Raw genomic sequence first — 17,507 nt, forward strand, 5'->3', positions numbered from 1 at the left:
TTCGTGGCATGCCATTACCGATCTCCGAACGGTAGTGACAGAACGACATCATGTCAGAATGCAGCAAATTGCACGGATGGAGAGTGACGCAGTCGGCATTGGCTGCCGGAAGATGCCGGCAGCCGACGAATGACACAGCCCGGCAGGGCCGCTCAACGGCAGGTCAGGAGAACCAGGCCGGCAGGAAGTAAATCAGCAGTTGCATGACCACCGCGGCATACACACCGGCCAGCAGATCATCCACCATGATGCCCAAACCGCCCTCAACCCGGCGATCCAGCCAGCCGATGGGCCAGGGCTTGATGATGTCGAAGAAGCGGAACGCCAGAAAACCGGCCAGCGCCCCCATTGGCGTGACCGGCACCGCGATCATGGTGACCAGCAAACCCGCGATCTCATCCCAGACAATGCCAGGATGATCATGCACATTCATGTCATGGGACGTCTTGCCGCACAGATAGGGACCCACCGCGATGACCAGCAGCGTCGCCAGCAGGTAACCCCACAGGGGCAGCTGGGCGCACAGCCACCAGATCGGCATGGCCGCCACCGTCCCGAACGTGCCCGGCGCCACCGGCGCCAGCCCGGAACCAAAACCAAAGGCCAGAAAATGCACCGGGTTCTTCATCTGCGGCCGTTTCAGTTCCATGGACTTCCTCTGTTCTGTTTTTTGATCTTGGTTTTTGCGTGTTGCATGAAGCGTGCTGCGTGTGGCGAATCTTGTCGCGTGCAGCATGAAGCGTGCTGCGTGTTGCTTCTCTTGCTAAAAATGCTGCCAACCCTTCGCTTCCAGGGTCATCCTCTCCCCCGCCACGGTCGCCAGCCGAATCCCCGGCTGCGCTTCGATGCGACCAATGGCATGGCAGCCGGCAGGTATTGGCTCGCCTTCCGGCAGGGTGAAGAGCAACAGATAATCATCGCCCCCCTGCAGCTGTAGTCGGCGCTGCTCATCAACGGGACAGTCGCGAAGGATAGCAGTATCCAGCGGCAAAGACGCCTCATCCAGTAACGCCCCTAGCCCACCGGACCGGTCCAGCAAATGGTTCAGGTCTGCCAGCACCCCGTCGGAAATATCAATGCAGGCTGTGGCATGGCCGCGCAAGGACTGACCCAGCGCCAGCTGCGGTTGTGGACGACGAAAATGATCGATCGCCGGCCCCTGACGCACGCCTTGCTGCCACAGATGAAGTCCATGCAAGCCGGCACCCGTAACGCCGCCGAGACAAATTACGTCGTCTGCCCGGGCGCCGCTTCGCAACAATGCCTGCCCGGCGGGCACCGCACCGGAGGCCTGAATCGACACCGCCAGCGGACCGCGGGTGATATCGCCGCCTACCAGGGCAATGCCGCTGGCATCGGCCAGCTCGAACATGCCGCGGGAAAAGTCAGCCAGCCAGTCTTCGTTCACTTCCGGGAGCGTCAGTGAGAGCAGAAACCACAACGGAGTGGCGCCCATGGCGGCAAGGTCAGACAGGTTCACCGCCAGACAACGGTAGCCCACATCGGCGGCATCCATATCTTCAGGAAAATGCCGGCCTTCCAGACTGGTGTCCTGGGTCATGACCAGTTGCTGGCCCGCTGGAGGGGTCAGGATAGCCGCATCGTCGCCGGGGCCAAGCACAACAGAGTCACCCTGCCCGGCAAGTACAGCATCGCGGTGAAAATACCGCCGGATCAGCGAGAACTCATCCAGCGGCGAATCGGGGGAGGAGGCGGAAGTCATGCCGCCAGTCTAGCAGGGGCCAGCAAAGGGTTGGAGAACCGCGGGCATGCTAGTCGTCTTTGGATGGGCGTTCAGAGGCTTCCTCATAGCGAAGCTTGCGCGCCAACTTGTCGAGCACACCGTTGACGTACTTGAAGGATTCTTCCGCACCAAACACCTTGGCCAGCTCGATTCCTTCGTTGATCACTACCCGGTAAGGCACATCAATACGCTCTTTCAGCTCGAACGCGCCCATGCGAAGGATTGCCTTCTCGACCTGAGACAGCTCTTCCACCCGACGATCCAGAAACGGTGTCAGCAGCTCGTCCAGCTCATTTACCTGACCCGGCACACCATGCAACAGCGCGTGGAAGTACTCGCGATCGGTCTTGGCAAAATCATTATTCGCCAGAAACTGGGCTTCAATATCGGTGACACTGGCACCGGCCAGCTGCCACTGATACAGCGCCTGAAGGGTAAAACGGCGTGCCTTGCGACGGGCAGCGGGTGTGGCTTGGCTCATAACAATCTCTTGGTGCGTATACCGCATTAACAAAGCCTCCCCCGTCCGGGAGAGGCCGCGTCGTGTATCCGGTGTCAGACGTCCGGTTTGATTACAGCGACTTGAACAGGGAAACCATTTCCAGCGCACACATGGCAGCTTCGGCACCCTTGTTGCCGGCCTTGGTGCCGGAACGCTCGATGGCCTGCTCGATGGTGTCGACAGTCAGCACACCGAAGATCACCGGTACGCCAGTGGCGTTCTGCACGCCAGCCAGGCCCTTGGCGGCTTCGCCAGCCACGTATTCGAAGTGGGCAGTACCACCACGGATCACCGCACCCAGGGTGATCACCGCGTCATAATCACGCTTCTCGATCACTTTCTTCACCGCCACCGGCAGCTCCCAGGCACCCGGCACACGGATGATCTCGATGTCATCACGGCTGACACCGTGACGCACCAGCGCATCAACAGCGCCTTCCAGCAGGGCTTCCACCACAAAGCTGTTGAAACGAGCAACAACGATACCGTAACGGCCGCCAACGTTGTTCAGGGAACCTTCAAGGGTCTTGATGTTTTGCATGTGTCTTGTCCTGATCGCTGGTCACGCCTGGCAACCCAAGTGCTTCCAGTGGTTTCATTTAGCCGCCAGACGCCCGAAGCCTGATGCCGAACGCTTTTGGGTTTTAGCGTCAGGCCTCGGGCGTCTGGCATCCAGCGTTCTATTAACTACCTGCGTCCACGTACTCGGTGATCTCCAGATCGAAACCACTGAGTGCATTGAAGCGCATGGGGGAGCTGAGCAGGCGCATCTTGCGCACACCCAGAGCCTTGAGAATCTGGGAGCCAGTGCCGATATTGCGGTAGGCACGGGATTCGCCCTTGGGCTTGCGCGGTGCGCCGCCAAAGAAAGTCTCCAGACGCTCGACCATGTCCTGGGAATCGTAATCCTGACCGAGAATGATCACCACGCCGGCGTCCGCATCGGATACCGCTTCCAGTACCCGGTGCATGTTCCAACCGGTGCGACCATTCATCTTGGCGCTCATCAGATCGCGGAGCGGATCCACCTGATGCACCCGCACGGTCACTTCCTTCTCTTCGTTGATCTCGCCTTTCACCAGCGCCACGTGGGTCAGGCCATCCACGGTGTCGCGGAACGCCACCAGACGGAAATCGCCGTACCAGGTATCCAGCACATTGTCGGACACCTGTTCGATGGTCTTTTCGTTGAGAGCACGGTACTGAATCAGGTCGGCGATGGTACCGATCTTCAGATCGTGCTCCTTGGCAAACACTTCCAGATCTTCACGGCGGGCCATGGAGCCATCTTCGTTCATGACTTCACAGATCACCCCGGCGGGCTCGCACCCGGCCAGCTGGGCCAGATCACAGGACGCCTCGGTGTGACCGGCACGGCGCAGCACGCCACCAGGCTCGGACATCAGCGGAAAGATATGGCCCGGCTGCACGATATCGTAGGCCTTGGCATTGCGGGCCACCGCTGCCTGCACGGTGCGGGCGCGGTCCGCGGCAGAAATCCCGGTGGTCACCCCTTCACGAGCCTCAATGGACACGGTGAACTTGGTGCCGAAGCCACTGCCGTTGCTCTGCACCATCAAAGGCAGTTCCAGCAGCTCACAGCGCTCGCGGGACATGGGCATACAGATCAGGCCACGACCGTACTTGGCCATGAAATTGATGGCCGCCGCATCCACATGCTCCGCCGCCATCACCAGATCGCCCTCGTTCTCACGATCCTCATCGTCCATCAGGATAACCATCTTGCCCTGACGGATATCTTCGATCAGTTCTTCAATACTGTTGAGCTGCATAACTTCACTCGCTGTTGGAGTTGAAAGTTTAAAGTTCAAAGTTGAAAAGCTCGGATCAGGTCCTGCCTGGTGGCCATGCCGAGCCCGCGCATTACCGGGAATCGCGGCGCTCACCTTTCAGGCTAGCACTGCTCTTAACCGCGTTTTAACTTTCAACTTTTCACTTTCAACTGCCTTTCAAAAACCCGTTTTCCGCCAGAAACGCCATGGAAATCCCCTGGGAAGTGGGCTCGGCGGCCTTTTCTCCCAGCAGCAGGCGCTCCAGGTAGCGGGCGATTATATCAACTTCCAGGTTCACTGGCGTCCCCACCTTCCACTGGCCGATGGTGGTGATGTCCTGGGTGTGCGGGATGATGTTCAGTGAGAACACCGCGCCAGACACACTGTTCACCGTCAGGCTGATGCCATCCACGGTGATGGAGCCCTTGTGGGCAATGTATTTGGCCAGCTCTTTGGGCGCCTCGATATCGATACGCACGGAGCGGGCATCCTGCTTCATCTCGACAATCTTGCCGAGCCCGTCCACATGGCCGCTGACCAGGTGCCCGCCCAGCCGGGTGGTCGGGGTCAGCGCCTTCTCCAGGTTCACCTTGCTGCCCACGGTGATCTGCTTCAGCGACGTGAGCGACAGGGTCTCGCCGGACACATCTGCCTCGAAAGCACCGCCCGGCAGCGCGGTGGCGGTAAGGCAGACGCCGTTCACGGCAATGGAATCACCCAGCTGCACATCGCCAAAGTCCAGGTCATCACTCTTGACCAGCAGGGTCACATCCCCGCCTTTCGGGGTCATCGCGGCCACGGTACCCATGGCTTCAATAATGCCGGTAAACATGCAAAAACCTCTTCATCTCTCCGTAGGAGCGTCGCTCGCGGCGCGATATTTAAGGCGAGAAGCGAAAACCTTCAGACCGTGCCATCTACTGGTTTTGCCTTTCGAAACTCGTTACTCGCAACTCGATACTGATTGATCGCGCCGCCAGCGACGCTCCTACAGCAGGGTTTGTCAGGCTGGAACGAGCGTCAGGCGCAGGTCATCCCCCACCATCCGTACATCTTGCCACTGCAGCGACACCTTCTCGCTCATGCTGGCCAGTTGCGGCAGCCCCAGCAGGGGGCGGGCCGAAGAACCCAGCAAGGCCGGCGCCATATAGACAATCAGTTCGTCGAACAGCCCTTCACGAACAAAGGCCCCGGCCAGCGTGGCGCCACATTCTACCAGCACTTCATTGCATTCGCGCCGGTTCAATTCCTTGAGTAACTGCTGCAGGTCGATGCCGGAACCAGAGGCCGGTAAATGGATCACCTCAGCCCCTGCAGACTCCAGCGCATTCTGGCGCCCGTCATGACGTTCCCCGGCCACCAGCAGACAATGCCCCGGCGCACTCACTACCGGCACATTGGGGGGCGTGCGCAGGGTGCGATCCAGAATCACCCGTAGCGGCTGGCGCACCCAGTCATTGTCATAGGAAGTAAGCACCCACTGATCCGGGCGCACCGTATAGGAGGGGCGATCCGCCAGCACCGTACCCACACCAGTAACCACTGCCGAACTTCTCGCCCGCAGGCGCTGCACATCTTCACGGGCAGCCGGGCCGGTGATCCACTGGGATTCGCCGCTGGCCATGGCGGTACGACCGTCCACGCTGGCGGCGATCTTGATACGGATAAAGGGACGCTGGCGGGTCATGCGGGAAATAAAGCCGGGATTGAGTGCACGGGCTTCGTCTTCGAGCAGACCAGAGGCCGAATCGATACCGGCATCCGCCAGTCGCTTCAGTCCCTGCCCTGCTACCTGGGGGTTGGGATCCTGCATGGCCGCAATCACCCTGCTGACCCCCGCTTCCACCAGCGCATCGGCACAGGGCCCGGTACGGCCAGTATGGGAACAGGGTTCCAGGGTGACATAGGCGGTGGCGCCGCGGGCCTTGTCACCGGCAGCCGCCAGGGCATGACGCTCGGCATGGGGCTCACCGGCGCGAACATGAAAACCTTCACCGACAATCACGCCATCACGCACCAGCACACAACCCACCCGTGGATTAGGGTCGGTGGTATAAAGAGCGCGACGGGCCAACTGCAGGGCCCGCGCCATCATCTGGCGGTCAAAGTCGGTGAACATGGGCATATTCTACTTGATGCCGGCCCCGGATGCCGCAACAAAGCGACCCGCATCCTCAACAAAATCTGCCAGCACGGCCCGCCCCTGTTCTTCCATGAACTGCTGGAACGCGCCAGCCACCACCGAAAGACGCTTGCGCGAGGGCCTGACCAGGTGCCATTGGGTCACGATAGGCAACCCTTCCACGCGCAACGGCGACAGGCCGACCCACCCACCCAGATTCAGGGTATGGGCGGAAAGGATCGAAATACCAAGCCCAGCCATCACCGAATGACGGATAGCCTCATTGCTTTCTACAGTCATTTTCACGTTCAGCGCTTGTCCCTGCTGCTGAAGATACTGCTCAATGGCATGCCGGGTGCCGGAACCCGACTCGCGCATCAAGAATGGCTCTCTGGCAATATCCTTCAGGCTCAGCGCGGGCTGTCGTGATAACGCATGCCCCTCGGCAGCAATGGCCACCAGCGGATTATCCAGGAACGCACTGGACTCCAACGACAACCCGCCCGGAACATGACTGAACACATAGAAGTCATCCAGCCCCGCCTCCAGCCGCTCGATGATCTGCTCCCGGTTGCCCACATGGAATGACACCTCAATCCCGGGATAACGCTCGCAGAACGGCCCCAACAGATGCGGCACGAAGTATTTGGCGGTGGTGACCACTGACAACCGCAAGGTACCGGCTTTCAGCCCACGCAGATCCGCGAGGGTCATATCCAGATGTTCGAATTCCTCCATTACCCGGCGAGCAGAGGCGACCGCCGCCAGGCCTGCGTCGGTAAAGCGCAGCTTTCGGCCATGCTGCGCATAAAGGGTAATCCCCATGGCATCCGCGAGCTTATGCAGCTGCATGGACACCGTCGGCTGCGTCAGGTGCAGCGCCTCTGCGGCAGCCGTGACCGTACCGGTATCGTGAACCGCGAGCAGGATCTCCAGTTGTCTCAGGGTGCCCACCCGGGCGTGCAATCGACTCATGATTAGATATTTGTCTATATAAAAACTAGATAGTATCTATTTTTATCTAATATTGCTTCTCTGGATAATGCCCCCGTTTTCATAAGGGAGGCCCTATGTCACTGATTACTCGTCAACGTTTGTTTATCAGCCTGGTAGCACTGCTCAATCTGGCTCTAGCCGCCACCCTGTCCCTGAACGGCCATGCCGGCGCCCCTTTGGGTGTGATTGGCGGCGCGCTGTTGCCGCTGGCCTGGCTGGCTGGTCGCCAGCCCGACACTACGGCCGTGTCCGCTGGCGAGGGGGATGCCCATGCAGCTTGATGCGGTGGTGCTGTTCTTTGTGCTGGGTCTGGTCGCAGGGGTACTGAAGGTACGATTGCCGTTCCCCACCGACCTGTATCAGAGCCTGACACTGTTTCTGCTGCTGGCCATCGGTCTCAAGGGCGGTGCCGCCCTCGCGGAACATGCCAGCGCGCGGATCGTCTGGCAGTCGCTGCTAGTGATTGGCTTTGGTGCCGCCTTGCCACTGCTGGCCTTTCCCCTGCTGCGTCAGATTGGCGGCCTGGACAAGATCAATGCCGCCGCCATTGCCGCCCACTATGGCAGCGTCAGCGTCGCTACCTACGCGGTGGCCGTGGCAGTACTGGATGCCGCCGGGGTCACCTATGAGGCTTACTTCCCCCTGTTCGTGGTGCTGCTGGAAATCCCGGCCATCATTGTCGGACTGGTGCTGGCCAGAGGACTGTCTGCGGGGCTCGCCAGCCGTGAACTGGCCCATGAAACGCTCCTCAGTCCGGGGATTGTGTTGATGGTGGGCGGCTTGCTCATTGGCGCATTTTCCGGGGGCAGCCTCATCAAGATCACTCCCTTCTTCATGGACCTGTTCCAGGGAGCGCTGGCCTTGTTCTTGTTAAAAATGGGGCTCATCACCACCGAACAGCTCAGCGCACTGAAACAGGACGGCCCTTTCCTAGCGGCCTTCGGGGTCTTCATGCCCCTGCTGGCAGGAGGACTGGGCTCCCTGCTCGGCCATGGACTGGGTTTATCGGTGGGCGGTGTGACGTTGCTGGCAGTGTTGGGCGCCAGCGCCTCCTACATCGCCGTCCCTGCCGCCATGCGGGTAGCGCTGCCCCAGGCCAACGCCACACTCTCCATGGCGGCCTCTCTGGGCATCACTTTTCCGTTCAATGTGCTGGCCGGCATTCCTCTTTACCTGCTCCTGGCCCAGTGGCTTCAGGGGAGTGCCATCAGCCCATGATCAGTCTGCCAGTTTGGCAATAAGAAAATCATAAGAGAGAGACGGCAGCCACCAGGCTGCCGTCTGGGGAAAACATCACAAGACAAAAACAAGAATGGCTGCGATGGGCAACATCGTCGATGGCCCATCAGGACGGCAGGGGGCCGCTACTTTTCCTGATCGTCGTCTTTGCTGCCGCCCTTGCTACGCAGACGATCCACCTCGGCAGAAAACTCGGAGATATCCTGAAAACTGCGGTATACCGACGCAAAACGCACGTAGGCGACATCATCCAGCTGCTGCAGCTCTTCCATGACAAACTCGCCCAATTCCCGGGCGGGCAGTTCTCGCTCACCGGTAGCGCGCAGACGGTGACAGACCCGGCTGATGGCCGCCTCCAGATCTTCCATACTCACTGGCCGCTTCTCCAGCGCCCGCAACATCCCCGCCCGCAGCTTGGCCTCATCAAACGGCTGACGTGTGCCATCGGACTTTACCAATCGTGGCATCACCAGCTCAGCAGTCTCGAACGTGGTAAAACGCTCATTACAGCTCAAACACTCCCGCCGCCGACGCACCTGCCCACCATCAGCCACCAGACGGGAGTCGATCACCTTTGTGTCCTGGGCAGCGCAGAAAGGACAGTGCATGGGAACCTCAATTAATAGTTAATAATTAATAGTTAATAGCTAAAAACCATTAACTGCGAGCCTTGGTGGTTTTGATGATGGCGGTCAAAAGCTTGATCAGCTCTTCGGCATCCGCCTGCAATGAAGCTCCAGCTTCAGGGTTGAAATAACCAGAATCGCATAACAAGTCTATCCAGTAATCAGTCTCACTGGCTTCCTTTAATGCGATATGCAGCTTGTGCACGAAATCAGCACGACTTTCAGCATATTCCGCTTCACGAAGCATCGCGCCAATTGCTGTACCACTACGCAGCAACTGCTTACTAAGCACATATTCTTTTCTTTCACTTTGCAGAAAGCGATAGCTATTCACCACCCGCAAAGCAAAAGCGCGGGATTTCTCCCGCGCTGCATTACCTTCAGCCATCCTTGGCCTCCAGTTATTAATTATTCATTATTAACTATTAATTCAGCGCTCATACACCGGCAAACGCGCACAGATTTCCTTCACCTTCCCTTTAACACTCTCAATCACAGACTCATCGCCCATGTTGTCGAGAATGTCGCAGATCCAGCCGGCCAGTTCTTTGGCGTCGGCTTCATTGAAGCCACGGCGGGTGATGGACGGGGAGCCGATGCGCAGGCCGGAGGTGACGAACGGGGAACGCGGGTCGTTGGGGACGGCGTTCTTGTTCACGGTGATGAAGGCGCGGCCCAGGGCGGCGTCAGCATCTTTACCGGTGATGTCCTGCTTGATCAGGCTGAGCAGGAACAGGTGGTTCTCGGTGCCGTTGGATACCACGTCGAAACCGCGCTCGATGAACACGCTGGCCATGGCCTGGGCGTTCTTCACTACCTGCTGCTGGTAGCCCTTGAAGTCAGGCTGCATGGCTTCCTTGAAGCAGATCGCCTTGGCGGCAATCACGTGCTCCAGCGGGCCACCCTGGCCACCGGGGAATACCGCAGAGTTGATCTTCTTCTGAATCTCTTCGTTGGCCTTGCCCATGATCAGACCACCACGGGGACCGCCCAGGGTCTTGTGGGTGGTAGTGGTGGTGATGTCAGCAATACCTACCGGGCTCGGGTACACACCCGCAGCAACCAGACCGGCCACGTGGGCCATGTCTACCAGCAGGATCGCACCCACTTCGTCGGCGATATCGCGGAAACGCTGCCAGTCCACCACCTGGGAATAGGCAGAGAAACCCGCCACGATCATTTTCGGCTTGTGCTCGCGAGCCAGGCTTTCTACCTGCTCGTAGTCGATCAGGCCGGTCTCGGTGTCCAGACCATACTGAACCGCGTTGTAGGTCTTGCCGGAGAAGTTCGGCTTGGCACCGTGGGTCAGGTGACCACCCGCGTCCAGGCTCATGCCCAGCACGGTGTCGCCAGCTTGCAGCATGGCCATGTAAACGGCGGCGTTGGCCTGGGAACCGGAGTGCGGCTGCACGTTGGCCCAGTCGGCGCCGAACAGCTGGCAGGCACGGTCGATGGCCAGTTGCTCCACCACGTCCACGTTTTCACAGCCGCCGTAGTAGCGCTTGCCGGGGTAGCCTTCCGCGTACTTGTTGGTCAGCACGGAGCCCTGGGCTTCCATGACCCGCGGGGAGGCATAGTTTTCAGAAGCGATCAGTTCGATGTGCTCTTCCTGACGCACTTCCTCGGCCTCGATGGCCGCCTGGATTTCCGGATCGAACTCGGCAATGGACATGGATTTCGGGAACATTGGCTAACCCTGCGCAATATTTGGTGGATTCGAGGGCGCGTATTCTAACCAAAACTGCCGCTAAAGACACATGAAGACGCCTCAAGAGAACCTGCCGGCTGTCTCATACCGCCAAACCCGGCCAAATCGCCCCATTCCGGGGCCTGCGGCCTTTCACTCCAGAGCACTTTCCGTTAGCTTAGGCGCCATTCCGCCGGGGCCCAGGCTACCCATTTTTGTGCATTTAACGACAAAACACGCCGCCCCGCACACTTAACGACACTGCGGTCGGAGTTTATGAGCCAGTACATCTTCACCATGGATCGGGTGGGCAAGGTTGTCCCGCCCAAGAAGCACATCCTGAAAGACATTTCCCTGTCCTTCTTCCCCGGCGCCAAGATCGGCGTGCTGGGTTTGAACGGTTCCGGTAAATCCACCCTGCTCAAGATCATGGCCGGAGTGGACAAGGATTTCCTTGGTGAGGCGCGGCCCCAGGCCGGCATCAAGATCGGCTACCTGCCCCAGGAGCCGGAGCTGGATCCGGAGAAGAATGTCCGCGAGATCGTGGAAGAGGCCCTGTCCGAGATTCTCGACGCCCAGAAGCGTCTGGACGAGGTGTACGCCGCCTACGCCGACGAAAACGCCGACTTCGACAAGCTGGCCGCCGAGCAGGCCAAGCTGGAAGCCATCATCGAAACCAGCGACGCCCACAACCTGGAGCGCAAGCTGGAAATCGCTGCCGACGCCCTGCGTCTGCCGCCCTGGGAAGCCAGCGTCAAACACCTCTCCGGGGGTGAGCGCCGCCGGGTGGCCCTGTGCCGCCTGATCATGAGCGCCCCGGACATGCTGCTGCTGGACGAACCCACCAACCACCTGGACGCCGAATCCGTGGCCTGGCTGGAGCGCTTCCTGCACGAATTCCCCGGCACCGTGGTGGCGGTGACCCACGACCGTTACTTCCTCGACAACTCCTGTGAGTGGATTCTGGAACTGGACCGCGGCGAAGGCATCCCGTGGAAAGGCAACTACTCCTCCTGGCTGGAGCAGAAAGAGCAGCGTCTGGAGCAGGAAGCCAAGAGCGAATCCGCCCACCGCAAGACCGTGGAAAAGGAACTGGAGTGGGTGCGCCAGAATCCGAAAGGCCGCCGCGCCAAGAACAAGGCCCGTGTGGCCGCGTTCGAGGAACTGGCCAGCCAGGAATTCCAGAAGCGCAACGAAACCCAGGAACTGTACATCCCGCCGGGTGAGCGTCTGGGTGAGCAGGTGTTCGAACTGAATGGCGTGGCCAAGGAATTCGACCACAAGCTGCTCTACGAAGACCTGAGCTTCAAGGTGCCGCGCGGTGCCATCGTCGGCATCATCGGCCCCAACGGTGCTGGTAAGACCACCCTGTTCCGCATGCTGGCCGGCCAGGAAACTCCGGACAAGGGTGAAATCACCACCGGTGAAACCGTGCATATGGCCTACGTGGATCAGAGCCGCGAAGACCTGGATGGCAAGAAAACCGTGTGGGAAGAAGTGTCCGACGGCAATGACATCTTGCGCATCGGCAACTATGAAGTGCCCAGCCGGGCCTATCTGGGCCGCTTCAACTTCAAGGGCGGCGACCAGCAGAAGCGGGTCGGCGAGCTGTCCGGTGGTGAGCGCAACCGTCTGCATCTGGCCAAGCTGCTCAAGCAGGGCGCCAACGTGCTGCTGCTCGATGAGCCCACCAACGACCTGGACGTGGAAACCCTGCGGGCGCTGGAAGAAGCACTGCTGGCCTTCCCCGGCTGTGCCATCGTGATTTCGCACGATCGCTGGTTCCTGGACCGTGTCGCAACGCATATTCTTTCTTTTGAAGGAGATGCTAAAGTAGAGTGGTTTGAAGGCTCTTACACCGAGTATGAAGAGTACAAGCGCAAGCAGCTGGGCGACGAAGCCCTGCAGCCCAAGCGCATGAAGTACAAACGGATCGACGTCTGACCCGTTGCGGCCGCCCCGGCAGCCGTGCCGGGGCAGGTCGCGGGCCAGCCTGGCTGGCAGCAGAAGGAAGAAGGAAACGCTCATGAGCGAACGGCGCCGGGTCAACCGCATCGAATTTGATGGTGAGGCGACCCTGATCTTCCAGCAAGACAGTTTCAGTGTGGAACTGCAGGATCTGTCTGTTCTTGGCGCCCGGGTGCACAGTGAAATCCCGCTGGCCCTGCCCGATGCTTCTCCGATTTCTCTCAAGATTGTTCTCGAAGATACCGACATCGCCCTCACCCTGCCCGGTCGCGTCAAGCGTCAGGAAGGGCTGGATATCGGCATCATGTTCGAGAAGCCCTCAGTGGATGACATGCAGCATCTGCGTCGTCTGGTCATGCTCAACGACGGCGATGAAGGGGATGACAACCCGGCCAGCCTGCTGAGCCCGGAGCACTGATCTTTTGCAATTGGATGCCCCAGATTTCATTGCAAGGCTGAAGCAGGGCGATCGCACCGCCTTCGGCCAACTGGTCAAAGAGCACCACGGTTTTCTGCTTTCCACCGCCCGCTCCCTGCTTTCCCCCGCCGATGCCGAAGAAGCCGTCCAGGACGCCTGGATCGCCGCGCACCGTGCCATTGGCAAGTTCGAAGGCCGCAGCCAGCTGCGCACCTGGCTGACCCGCATTGTCATCAACCAGGCGCGTATGATGCTGCGCAAGCAGGGCCGCGAAATCCAGTTTGACCCCACTGACGACAACGATGTCCTCGCCCACCGGTTCCGCGAAGGCGGCCACTGGCAGCATGCCCCCCGGCAATGGGATCTGGGCGGCCCGGATTCCCTGCTCACCCGCGACGAACTGCGCCACTGCATGGCAAAGTGCCTGGACGGCATGCCCGAGAACCAGAGACTGGTACTGGAACTGCGCGACATGCAGGGCATGGATTTCGACTCCATCTGTAACATGCTCGACATCAGTGCATCCAATGTCCGGGTGCTGTTACACCGGGCCCGGGCCCGGCTGTTTGAGCTGGTGGATCATTTTCAGGAGACAGGCGAGTGCTGAAGTGCAAAGAGGTGGTGGAAAAAGCCGACGCCCTGGTGGACGGTACGCCGCTAAGCTGGCGTGAGCGTTTCGCCCTGCGCCTGCATTTGATGATGTGTCATCACTGTCGCCGTTATGTCCGCCAGTTACAATCTCTGGTGGCCTCATTGCGGAACAGGACACCACCACCCGTCAGCGACGATCAGGTTAGCAAGGTGATGAATCAGCTGGACAGCAAATCCTGACTCACGTGTTCTTCACGTTTTCTGACCGCTACTACCCGCCAAATGCAATTTTTATCATCCTCGTTGACCGACAAGCCCTTTAACATGTCGACACGGTATATACCCTGCGACTGACGAGCCCGATTTCGATACCAAGACGCACGTCTGGAGACACCGATGCGCAATGACGTACAGGATTACTACGGCAAACAGCTGCAATCCAGTGAAGACCTGCAGACCAACGCCTGCTGCGACCAGGAACCCCCGGAGCACCTGAAGCCGCTGCTGGCACAACTGCATGACGAAGTGGTGATGCGCTACTACGGCTGCGGCCTGGTGGCTCCGGAACAACTCAAGGGCATGCGTATTCTTGATCTTGGCAGCGGCTCCGGCCGTGATGTCTTCCTGTTGTCAGCACTGGTCGGAGAGCAAGGCGAAGTGGTCGGCGTGGACATGACCGACGAACAACTGGACGTCGCTCGCCGCCACCAGGATTACCATCGTGATGTCTTCGGCTACGCCAACAGTAACGTGCGCTTCCTGAAAGGCTACATCGAAGAACTGGATCAACTGGATCTCGAGGATGGTTACTTCGACATCATTATTTCCAACTGTGTGATCAACCTGAGTACGGACAAGGCCAAGGTACTGGCCGATGTGAAGCGCCTGCTCAAACCCGGTGGCGAATTCTATTTTTCTGATGTCTACGCTGATCGCCGGGTACCAAGCGCGCTGGTGAATGACCCTGTGCTGTATGGCGAATGCCTGTCCGGCGCTCTCTACTGGAATGACTTTATCAACCTGGGCAAGCGCAGCGGTTTTGCCGATCCGCGTCTGGTGGAGTCTCGCCGCCTGACTATCGAAAACCCGGCCATCGAAAAGAAGCTCGGCAACATCCGTTTCTACTCTGCCACCTACCGGCTGTTCAATATTGAGAACCTGGAACCCGCCTGTGAGGACTATGGCCAGGCGGTGATCTACAAGGGCACGATGGAGAACTGTCCGCACGCCTTCATGCTCGACGATCACCACATCATCGAAACCGGCAAGGTATTTCCCGTCTGCGGCAACACCTGGCTGATGCTGGAAAAAAGCCGCTTTGCCGAACACTTTGAATTCATCGGCAACTTCGATACCCACTACGGCATCTTCGAAGGCTGCGGATTGAATGTACCGTTTGAAGATAACGAGGAAGGCGGCGCGGCGAGCTGCTGCTAAGAACAAAATGGCGAGGTACGAGTAACGAGTTTCGAAAGGCAAAACCCTGTAGAGGGCCTCGCTTTTGATCTTCGTAACTCGCGCCTCGTAACTCGCCACTCAAACGCCCGACGAGCATGAGCTGCGACCAAAACCCACTGGCACAGATACACGGACCAAGGAAGCCCAATGAACATCAAAAAAGCGCTGTTGTTTATCATCATCGCCGCGCTGATCGCCAGCTACTTCATTTTCGATCTGGGTCAGTTCTTCAGCCTCACTTACCTGAAGGAACAGCAAGGCGCCTTTGATGCGCTTTATGCCGACAAACCCGCCCTGGTGCTGGGGGCGTTCTTTGCCGTGTATGTGGCGGTTACCGCCCTGAGCCTGCCCGGCGCCGCTATCATGACACTGGCAGCAGGCGCGCTGTTTGGTTTCTGGATTGCCCTTGTACTGGTGTCCTTCGCCTCCACCATCGGCGCTACCCTGGCGTTTCTGGCCTCCCGCTTTCTGTTCCATGATGCGGTTCAGGAGCGCTTCGGCGAACGGCTGAAAAAAATCAATCAGGGCATCGAAAAGGAAGGCGCCTTCTATCTGTTCACCCTGCGTCTTGTCCCGGCCTTCCCATTCTTCGTGATCAATCTGGTGATGGGCCTGACTCCCCTCAAGACCCGCACCTTCTATTGGGTCAGCCAGGTCGGCATGCTTGCCGGCACCGCCGTGTATGTGAATGCCGGCACCCAGCTGGGGCAACTGGACAGCCTGGGCGGCCTGTTGTCTCCGGGATTGCTGGGCGCTTTTGTACTGCTGGGGATCTTCCCGTGGATCGCCAAAGGCATCATGGCCCGCCTTCAAGCCCGCAAGGTATACAAAGGCTGGAACAAGCCCAAACATTTTGACCGTAACCTGGTCGTGATCGGAGCCGGTGCCGCAGGGCTGGTCAGTTCCTATATCGCCGCTACCGTGAAAGCCAAAGTGACCCTGATCGAAAAACACAAGATGGGCGGCGACTGCCTCAATACCGGCTGCGTTCCCTCCAAGGCATTGATCAAGAGTGCTCATCTCGCCTATCAGGAAAAGCAGGCGGACAAGTACGGTTTCGACAGCATCAAGACCGATTTCCGTTTCAAGAAACTGATGACCCGGGTGCAGCAGGTGATTGCGGATATCGAGCCCCACGATTCGGTGGAACGCTACACAGGGCTGGGGGTGGAATGCCGACAAGGTGAAGCCCGCATCGTCTCTCCCTGGGAAGTGGAAATTCGCAACGGTGACCAGGTGGAAACCCTGACCACCCGCAGCATCATCATTGCCTCCGGTGCCCGCCCCTTCGTGCCGCCGATCCCCGGCATCGAAGACATGGACATCCTCACCTCCGACAACCTCTGGCAAATTGAGGAGCAGCCCAAACGATTGCTGGTGCTGGGCGGCGGCCCCATCGGCTGCGAGCTGGCCCAGACCTTTGCCCGGCTGGGCAGCCAGGTCACCCAGGTGGAAATGCTTCCCCGCATCATGATCCGCGAGGACGAAGAAGCCAGCGCGATGGTGACCCGCTCATTGCAGGACAGCGGCGTGCAGGTGCTCACCGGTCACAAGGCGGTACGCTTCGTCCAGGAGAATGGCGAGAAGGTGCTGTACGCAGAACATGACGGCAAGGAGATTGCCCTGCCCTTCGATCAGGTGCTGGTGGCCGTGGGCCGCAAGGCCAACACCGACGGACTGGGACTGGACGCGCTCAACCTGCCCACTGCCGCCAACGGCACCATCCAGACCAACGATCTGCTGCAAAGCCGTTATCCCAATATCTATGCCTGTGGCGACGTCGCCGGCCCTTACCAGTTCACCCACACTGCTGCCCATCAGGCCTGGTATGCCTCGGTGAACGCCCTGTTCGGCTTCCTGAAAAGCTTCAAGGTGGACTACCGGGTGATTCCCTGGTGCACCTTTACCGACCCGGAAGTGGCCCGGGTTGGCCTTAACGAGCAGGACGCCATTGAGCAAGGGATTGATCATGAAGTCACCCGCTACGGCATTGACGATCTCGACCGGGCTATCGCCGACAGTGCCGCCGAAGGCTACGTGAAAGTCATCACCGCCAAAGGCAGTGACAAGATCCTCGGCGTCACCATCGTCGGCCAGCATGCCGGCGACCTAATTGCCGAATATGTGCTGGCCATGAAGCACGGACTGGGCCTCAACAAGATCCTCGGCACCATCCACATCTACCCCACCATGGCCGAAGCCAACAAGTTCGCCGCCGGTGAATGGAAGAAGGCCCGCAAGCCGGAAGGGCTGCTGCGCTGGGTGGAAAAACTGCATGCCTGGAGGCGATAGCGAACTGCAGTCATATTGACAATCATTATCATTAGCACTACCGTGCACGGCATCTTACATTCCTTACGAAC

General features: G+C 59.2%; 19 protein-coding genes. 8 read left to right on the forward strand and 11 right to left on the reverse strand.

The window, feature by feature from the left end; genetic code table 11:
- Positions 1 to 163: 163 nt before the first annotated feature.
- From MWU49_RS07280 to MWU49_RS07315, 8 genes are all read right to left on the reverse strand, one after another.
- Positions 164 to 649, reverse strand: coding sequence for a phosphatidylglycerophosphatase A (locus MWU49_RS07280; protein ID WP_246970047.1), 486 nt, complete (start codon positions 647 to 649; stop codon positions 164 to 166).
- A gap of 114 nt (positions 650 to 763) precedes the next feature.
- Positions 764 to 1,723, reverse strand: coding sequence for a thiamine-phosphate kinase (thiL, locus tag MWU49_RS07285; protein WP_246970050.1), 960 nt, complete (start codon positions 1,721 to 1,723; stop codon positions 764 to 766).
- A gap of 49 nt (positions 1,724 to 1,772) precedes the next feature.
- Positions 1,773 to 2,252, reverse strand: coding sequence for a transcription antitermination factor NusB (gene nusB, locus MWU49_RS07290; protein WP_246970052.1), 480 nt, complete (start codon positions 2,250 to 2,252; stop codon positions 1,773 to 1,775).
- A 64-nt stretch (positions 2,253 to 2,316) separates the two neighbouring features.
- On the reverse strand, positions 2,317 to 2,787 hold the full coding sequence (ribE, locus tag MWU49_RS07295) for a 6,7-dimethyl-8-ribityllumazine synthase (RefSeq protein WP_246970054.1): 471 nt from the start codon (positions 2,785 to 2,787) through the stop codon (positions 2,317 to 2,319).
- Between the two features lie 142 nt (positions 2,788 to 2,929).
- Positions 2,930 to 4,039, reverse strand: a complete 1,110-nt coding sequence (gene ribBA / locus MWU49_RS07300; RefSeq protein WP_246970056.1) for a bifunctional 3,4-dihydroxy-2-butanone-4-phosphate synthase/GTP cyclohydrolase II — start codon at positions 4,037 to 4,039, stop codon at positions 2,930 to 2,932.
- A gap of 166 nt (positions 4,040 to 4,205) precedes the next feature.
- The gene (locus tag MWU49_RS07305; RefSeq protein ID WP_246970058.1) at positions 4,206 to 4,871 is read right to left on the reverse strand and encodes a riboflavin synthase; all 666 of its coding nucleotides are present in this window, start codon (positions 4,869 to 4,871) and stop codon (positions 4,206 to 4,208) included.
- A gap of 171 nt (positions 4,872 to 5,042) precedes the next feature.
- Positions 5,043 to 6,158, reverse strand: coding sequence for a bifunctional diaminohydroxyphosphoribosylaminopyrimidine deaminase/5-amino-6-(5-phosphoribosylamino)uracil reductase RibD (ribD, locus tag MWU49_RS07310; RefSeq protein ID WP_246970060.1), 1,116 nt, complete (start codon positions 6,156 to 6,158; stop codon positions 5,043 to 5,045).
- 9 nt (positions 6,159 to 6,167) lie between these two features.
- Positions 6,168 to 7,136: a LysR family transcriptional regulator gene (locus MWU49_RS07315; protein ID WP_246970062.1), complete on the reverse strand. Its 969-nt coding sequence runs from the start codon at positions 7,134 to 7,136 to the stop codon at positions 6,168 to 6,170.
- A gap of 95 nt (positions 7,137 to 7,231) precedes the next feature.
- On the opposite strand from MWU49_RS07315, the gene MWU49_RS07320 reads away from it, so the two are divergent.
- Together MWU49_RS07320 and MWU49_RS07325 are read left to right on the forward strand one after the other, a co-directional pair.
- Positions 7,232 to 7,438 carry a hypothetical protein gene (locus MWU49_RS07320; RefSeq protein WP_246970066.1) on the forward strand — a complete coding sequence of 69 codons (207 nt, stop codon included), beginning with the start codon at positions 7,232 to 7,234 and terminating at the stop codon, positions 7,436 to 7,438.
- Entirely contained in the window at positions 7,422 to 8,375 is a 954-nt protein-coding gene (locus tag MWU49_RS07325; RefSeq protein WP_246970069.1) for a sodium-dependent bicarbonate transport family permease, read from the forward strand. Before MWU49_RS07320 ends, MWU49_RS07325 begins: the two co-directional genes overlap by 17 nt.
- A gap of 146 nt (positions 8,376 to 8,521) precedes the next feature.
- On the opposite strand, the gene nrdR is transcribed toward MWU49_RS07325, so the two are convergent.
- The 3 genes from nrdR to glyA are packed head-to-tail and all read right to left on the reverse strand — an operon-like array spanning position 8,522 to position 10,709.
- Positions 8,522 to 9,004 (reverse strand): transcriptional regulator NrdR, encoded by a 483-nt coding sequence (gene nrdR, locus MWU49_RS07330; protein WP_246970072.1) that lies wholly within the window; start codon positions 9,002 to 9,004, stop codon positions 8,522 to 8,524.
- A gap of 49 nt (positions 9,005 to 9,053) precedes the next feature.
- Positions 9,054 to 9,410, reverse strand: a complete 357-nt coding sequence (locus tag MWU49_RS07335; protein WP_246970075.1) for a four helix bundle protein — start codon at positions 9,408 to 9,410, stop codon at positions 9,054 to 9,056.
- 42 nt (positions 9,411 to 9,452) lie between these two features.
- Complete coding sequence (gene glyA, locus MWU49_RS07340; RefSeq protein ID WP_246970078.1) at positions 9,453 to 10,709, reverse strand: serine hydroxymethyltransferase; 1,257 nt, start codon at positions 10,707 to 10,709, stop codon at positions 9,453 to 9,455.
- A gap of 276 nt (positions 10,710 to 10,985) precedes the next feature.
- Here glyA and ettA point away from each other — a divergent pair, with 276 nt between their 5' ends.
- The 6 genes from ettA (at position 10,986) to MWU49_RS07370 (ending at position 17,436) form a co-directional block, all read left to right on the forward strand.
- Positions 10,986 to 12,653, forward strand: a complete 1,668-nt coding sequence (ettA, locus tag MWU49_RS07345) for an energy-dependent translational throttle protein EttA (protein ID WP_246970081.1) — start codon at positions 10,986 to 10,988, stop codon at positions 12,651 to 12,653.
- 82 nt (positions 12,654 to 12,735) lie between these two features.
- The gene (locus tag MWU49_RS07350; protein ID WP_246970083.1) at positions 12,736 to 13,095 is read left to right on the forward strand and encodes a PilZ domain-containing protein; all 360 of its coding nucleotides are present in this window, start codon (positions 12,736 to 12,738) and stop codon (positions 13,093 to 13,095) included.
- A 4-nt stretch (positions 13,096 to 13,099) separates the two neighbouring features.
- On the forward strand, positions 13,100 to 13,702 hold the full coding sequence (locus MWU49_RS07355) for a sigma-70 family RNA polymerase sigma factor (RefSeq protein ID WP_246970086.1): 603 nt from the start codon (positions 13,100 to 13,102) through the stop codon (positions 13,700 to 13,702).
- Positions 13,696 to 13,926 (forward strand): zf-HC2 domain-containing protein, encoded by a 231-nt coding sequence (locus tag MWU49_RS07360; RefSeq protein WP_246970088.1) that lies wholly within the window; start codon positions 13,696 to 13,698, stop codon positions 13,924 to 13,926. The genes MWU49_RS07355 and MWU49_RS07360 overlap by 7 nt, the downstream gene beginning before the upstream one ends.
- Positions 13,927 to 14,082: 156 nt before the next feature.
- Positions 14,083 to 15,123: a methyltransferase domain-containing protein gene (locus MWU49_RS07365; protein WP_246970091.1), complete on the forward strand. Its 1,041-nt coding sequence runs from the start codon at positions 14,083 to 14,085 to the stop codon at positions 15,121 to 15,123.
- A gap of 168 nt (positions 15,124 to 15,291) precedes the next feature.
- Positions 15,292 to 17,436 carry a bifunctional TVP38/TMEM64 family protein/FAD-dependent oxidoreductase gene (locus MWU49_RS07370; protein WP_246970093.1) on the forward strand — a complete coding sequence of 715 codons (2,145 nt, stop codon included), beginning with the start codon at positions 15,292 to 15,294 and terminating at the stop codon, positions 17,434 to 17,436.
- The last annotated feature ends 71 nt before the right edge of the window (positions 17,437 to 17,507 follow it).

The organism is Alcanivorax sp. S6407 (assembly GCF_023016115.1).
Classification (GTDB): Bacteria; Pseudomonadota; Gammaproteobacteria; order Pseudomonadales; family Alcanivoracaceae; genus Alcanivorax.

Excerpts from the sequence above, each read along its gene's own strand:
- ettA (WP_246970081.1), top strand. The coding sequence starts at position 10,986 with ATGAGCCAGTACATCTTCACCATGGATCGGGTGGGCAAGGTTGTCCCG.
- MWU49_RS07280 (WP_246970047.1), bottom strand. The coding sequence starts at position 649 with ATGGAACTGAAACGGCCGCAGATGAAGAACCCGGTGCATTTTCTGGCC.
- ribBA (WP_246970056.1), bottom strand. The coding sequence starts at position 4,039 with ATGCAGCTCAACAGTATTGAAGAACTGATCGAAGATATCCGTCAGGGC.
- glyA (WP_246970078.1), bottom strand. The coding sequence starts at position 10,709 with ATGTTCCCGAAATCCATGTCCATTGCCGAGTTCGATCCGGAAATCCAG.
- MWU49_RS07365 (WP_246970091.1), top strand. The coding sequence starts at position 14,083 with ATGCGCAATGACGTACAGGATTACTACGGCAAACAGCTGCAATCCAGT.
- MWU49_RS07325 (WP_246970069.1), top strand. The coding sequence starts at position 7,422 with ATGCCCATGCAGCTTGATGCGGTGGTGCTGTTCTTTGTGCTGGGTCTG.
- ribE (WP_246970054.1), bottom strand. The coding sequence starts at position 2,787 with ATGCAAAACATCAAGACCCTTGAAGGTTCCCTGAACAACGTTGGCGGC.
- MWU49_RS07370 (WP_246970093.1), top strand. The coding sequence starts at position 15,292 with ATGAACATCAAAAAAGCGCTGTTGTTTATCATCATCGCCGCGCTGATC.
- nrdR (WP_246970072.1), bottom strand. The coding sequence starts at position 9,004 with ATGCACTGTCCTTTCTGCGCTGCCCAGGACACAAAGGTGATCGACTCC.
- MWU49_RS07350 (WP_246970083.1), top strand. The coding sequence starts at position 12,736 with ATGAGCGAACGGCGCCGGGTCAACCGCATCGAATTTGATGGTGAGGCG.
- thiL (WP_246970050.1), bottom strand. The coding sequence starts at position 1,723 with ATGACTTCCGCCTCCTCCCCCGATTCGCCGCTGGATGAGTTCTCGCTG.
- MWU49_RS07315 (WP_246970062.1), bottom strand. The coding sequence starts at position 7,136 with ATGAGTCGATTGCACGCCCGGGTGGGCACCCTGAGACAACTGGAGATC.
- MWU49_RS07305 (WP_246970058.1), bottom strand. The coding sequence starts at position 4,871 with ATGTTTACCGGCATTATTGAAGCCATGGGTACCGTGGCCGCGATGACC.
- nusB (WP_246970052.1), bottom strand. The coding sequence starts at position 2,252 with ATGCGGTATACGCACCAAGAGATTGTTATGAGCCAAGCCACACCCGCT.
- MWU49_RS07320 (WP_246970066.1), top strand. The coding sequence starts at position 7,232 with ATGTCACTGATTACTCGTCAACGTTTGTTTATCAGCCTGGTAGCACTG.
- ribD (WP_246970060.1), bottom strand. The coding sequence starts at position 6,158 with ATGTTCACCGACTTTGACCGCCAGATGATGGCGCGGGCCCTGCAGTTG.
- MWU49_RS07335 (WP_246970075.1), bottom strand. The coding sequence starts at position 9,410 with ATGGCTGAAGGTAATGCAGCGCGGGAGAAATCCCGCGCTTTTGCTTTG.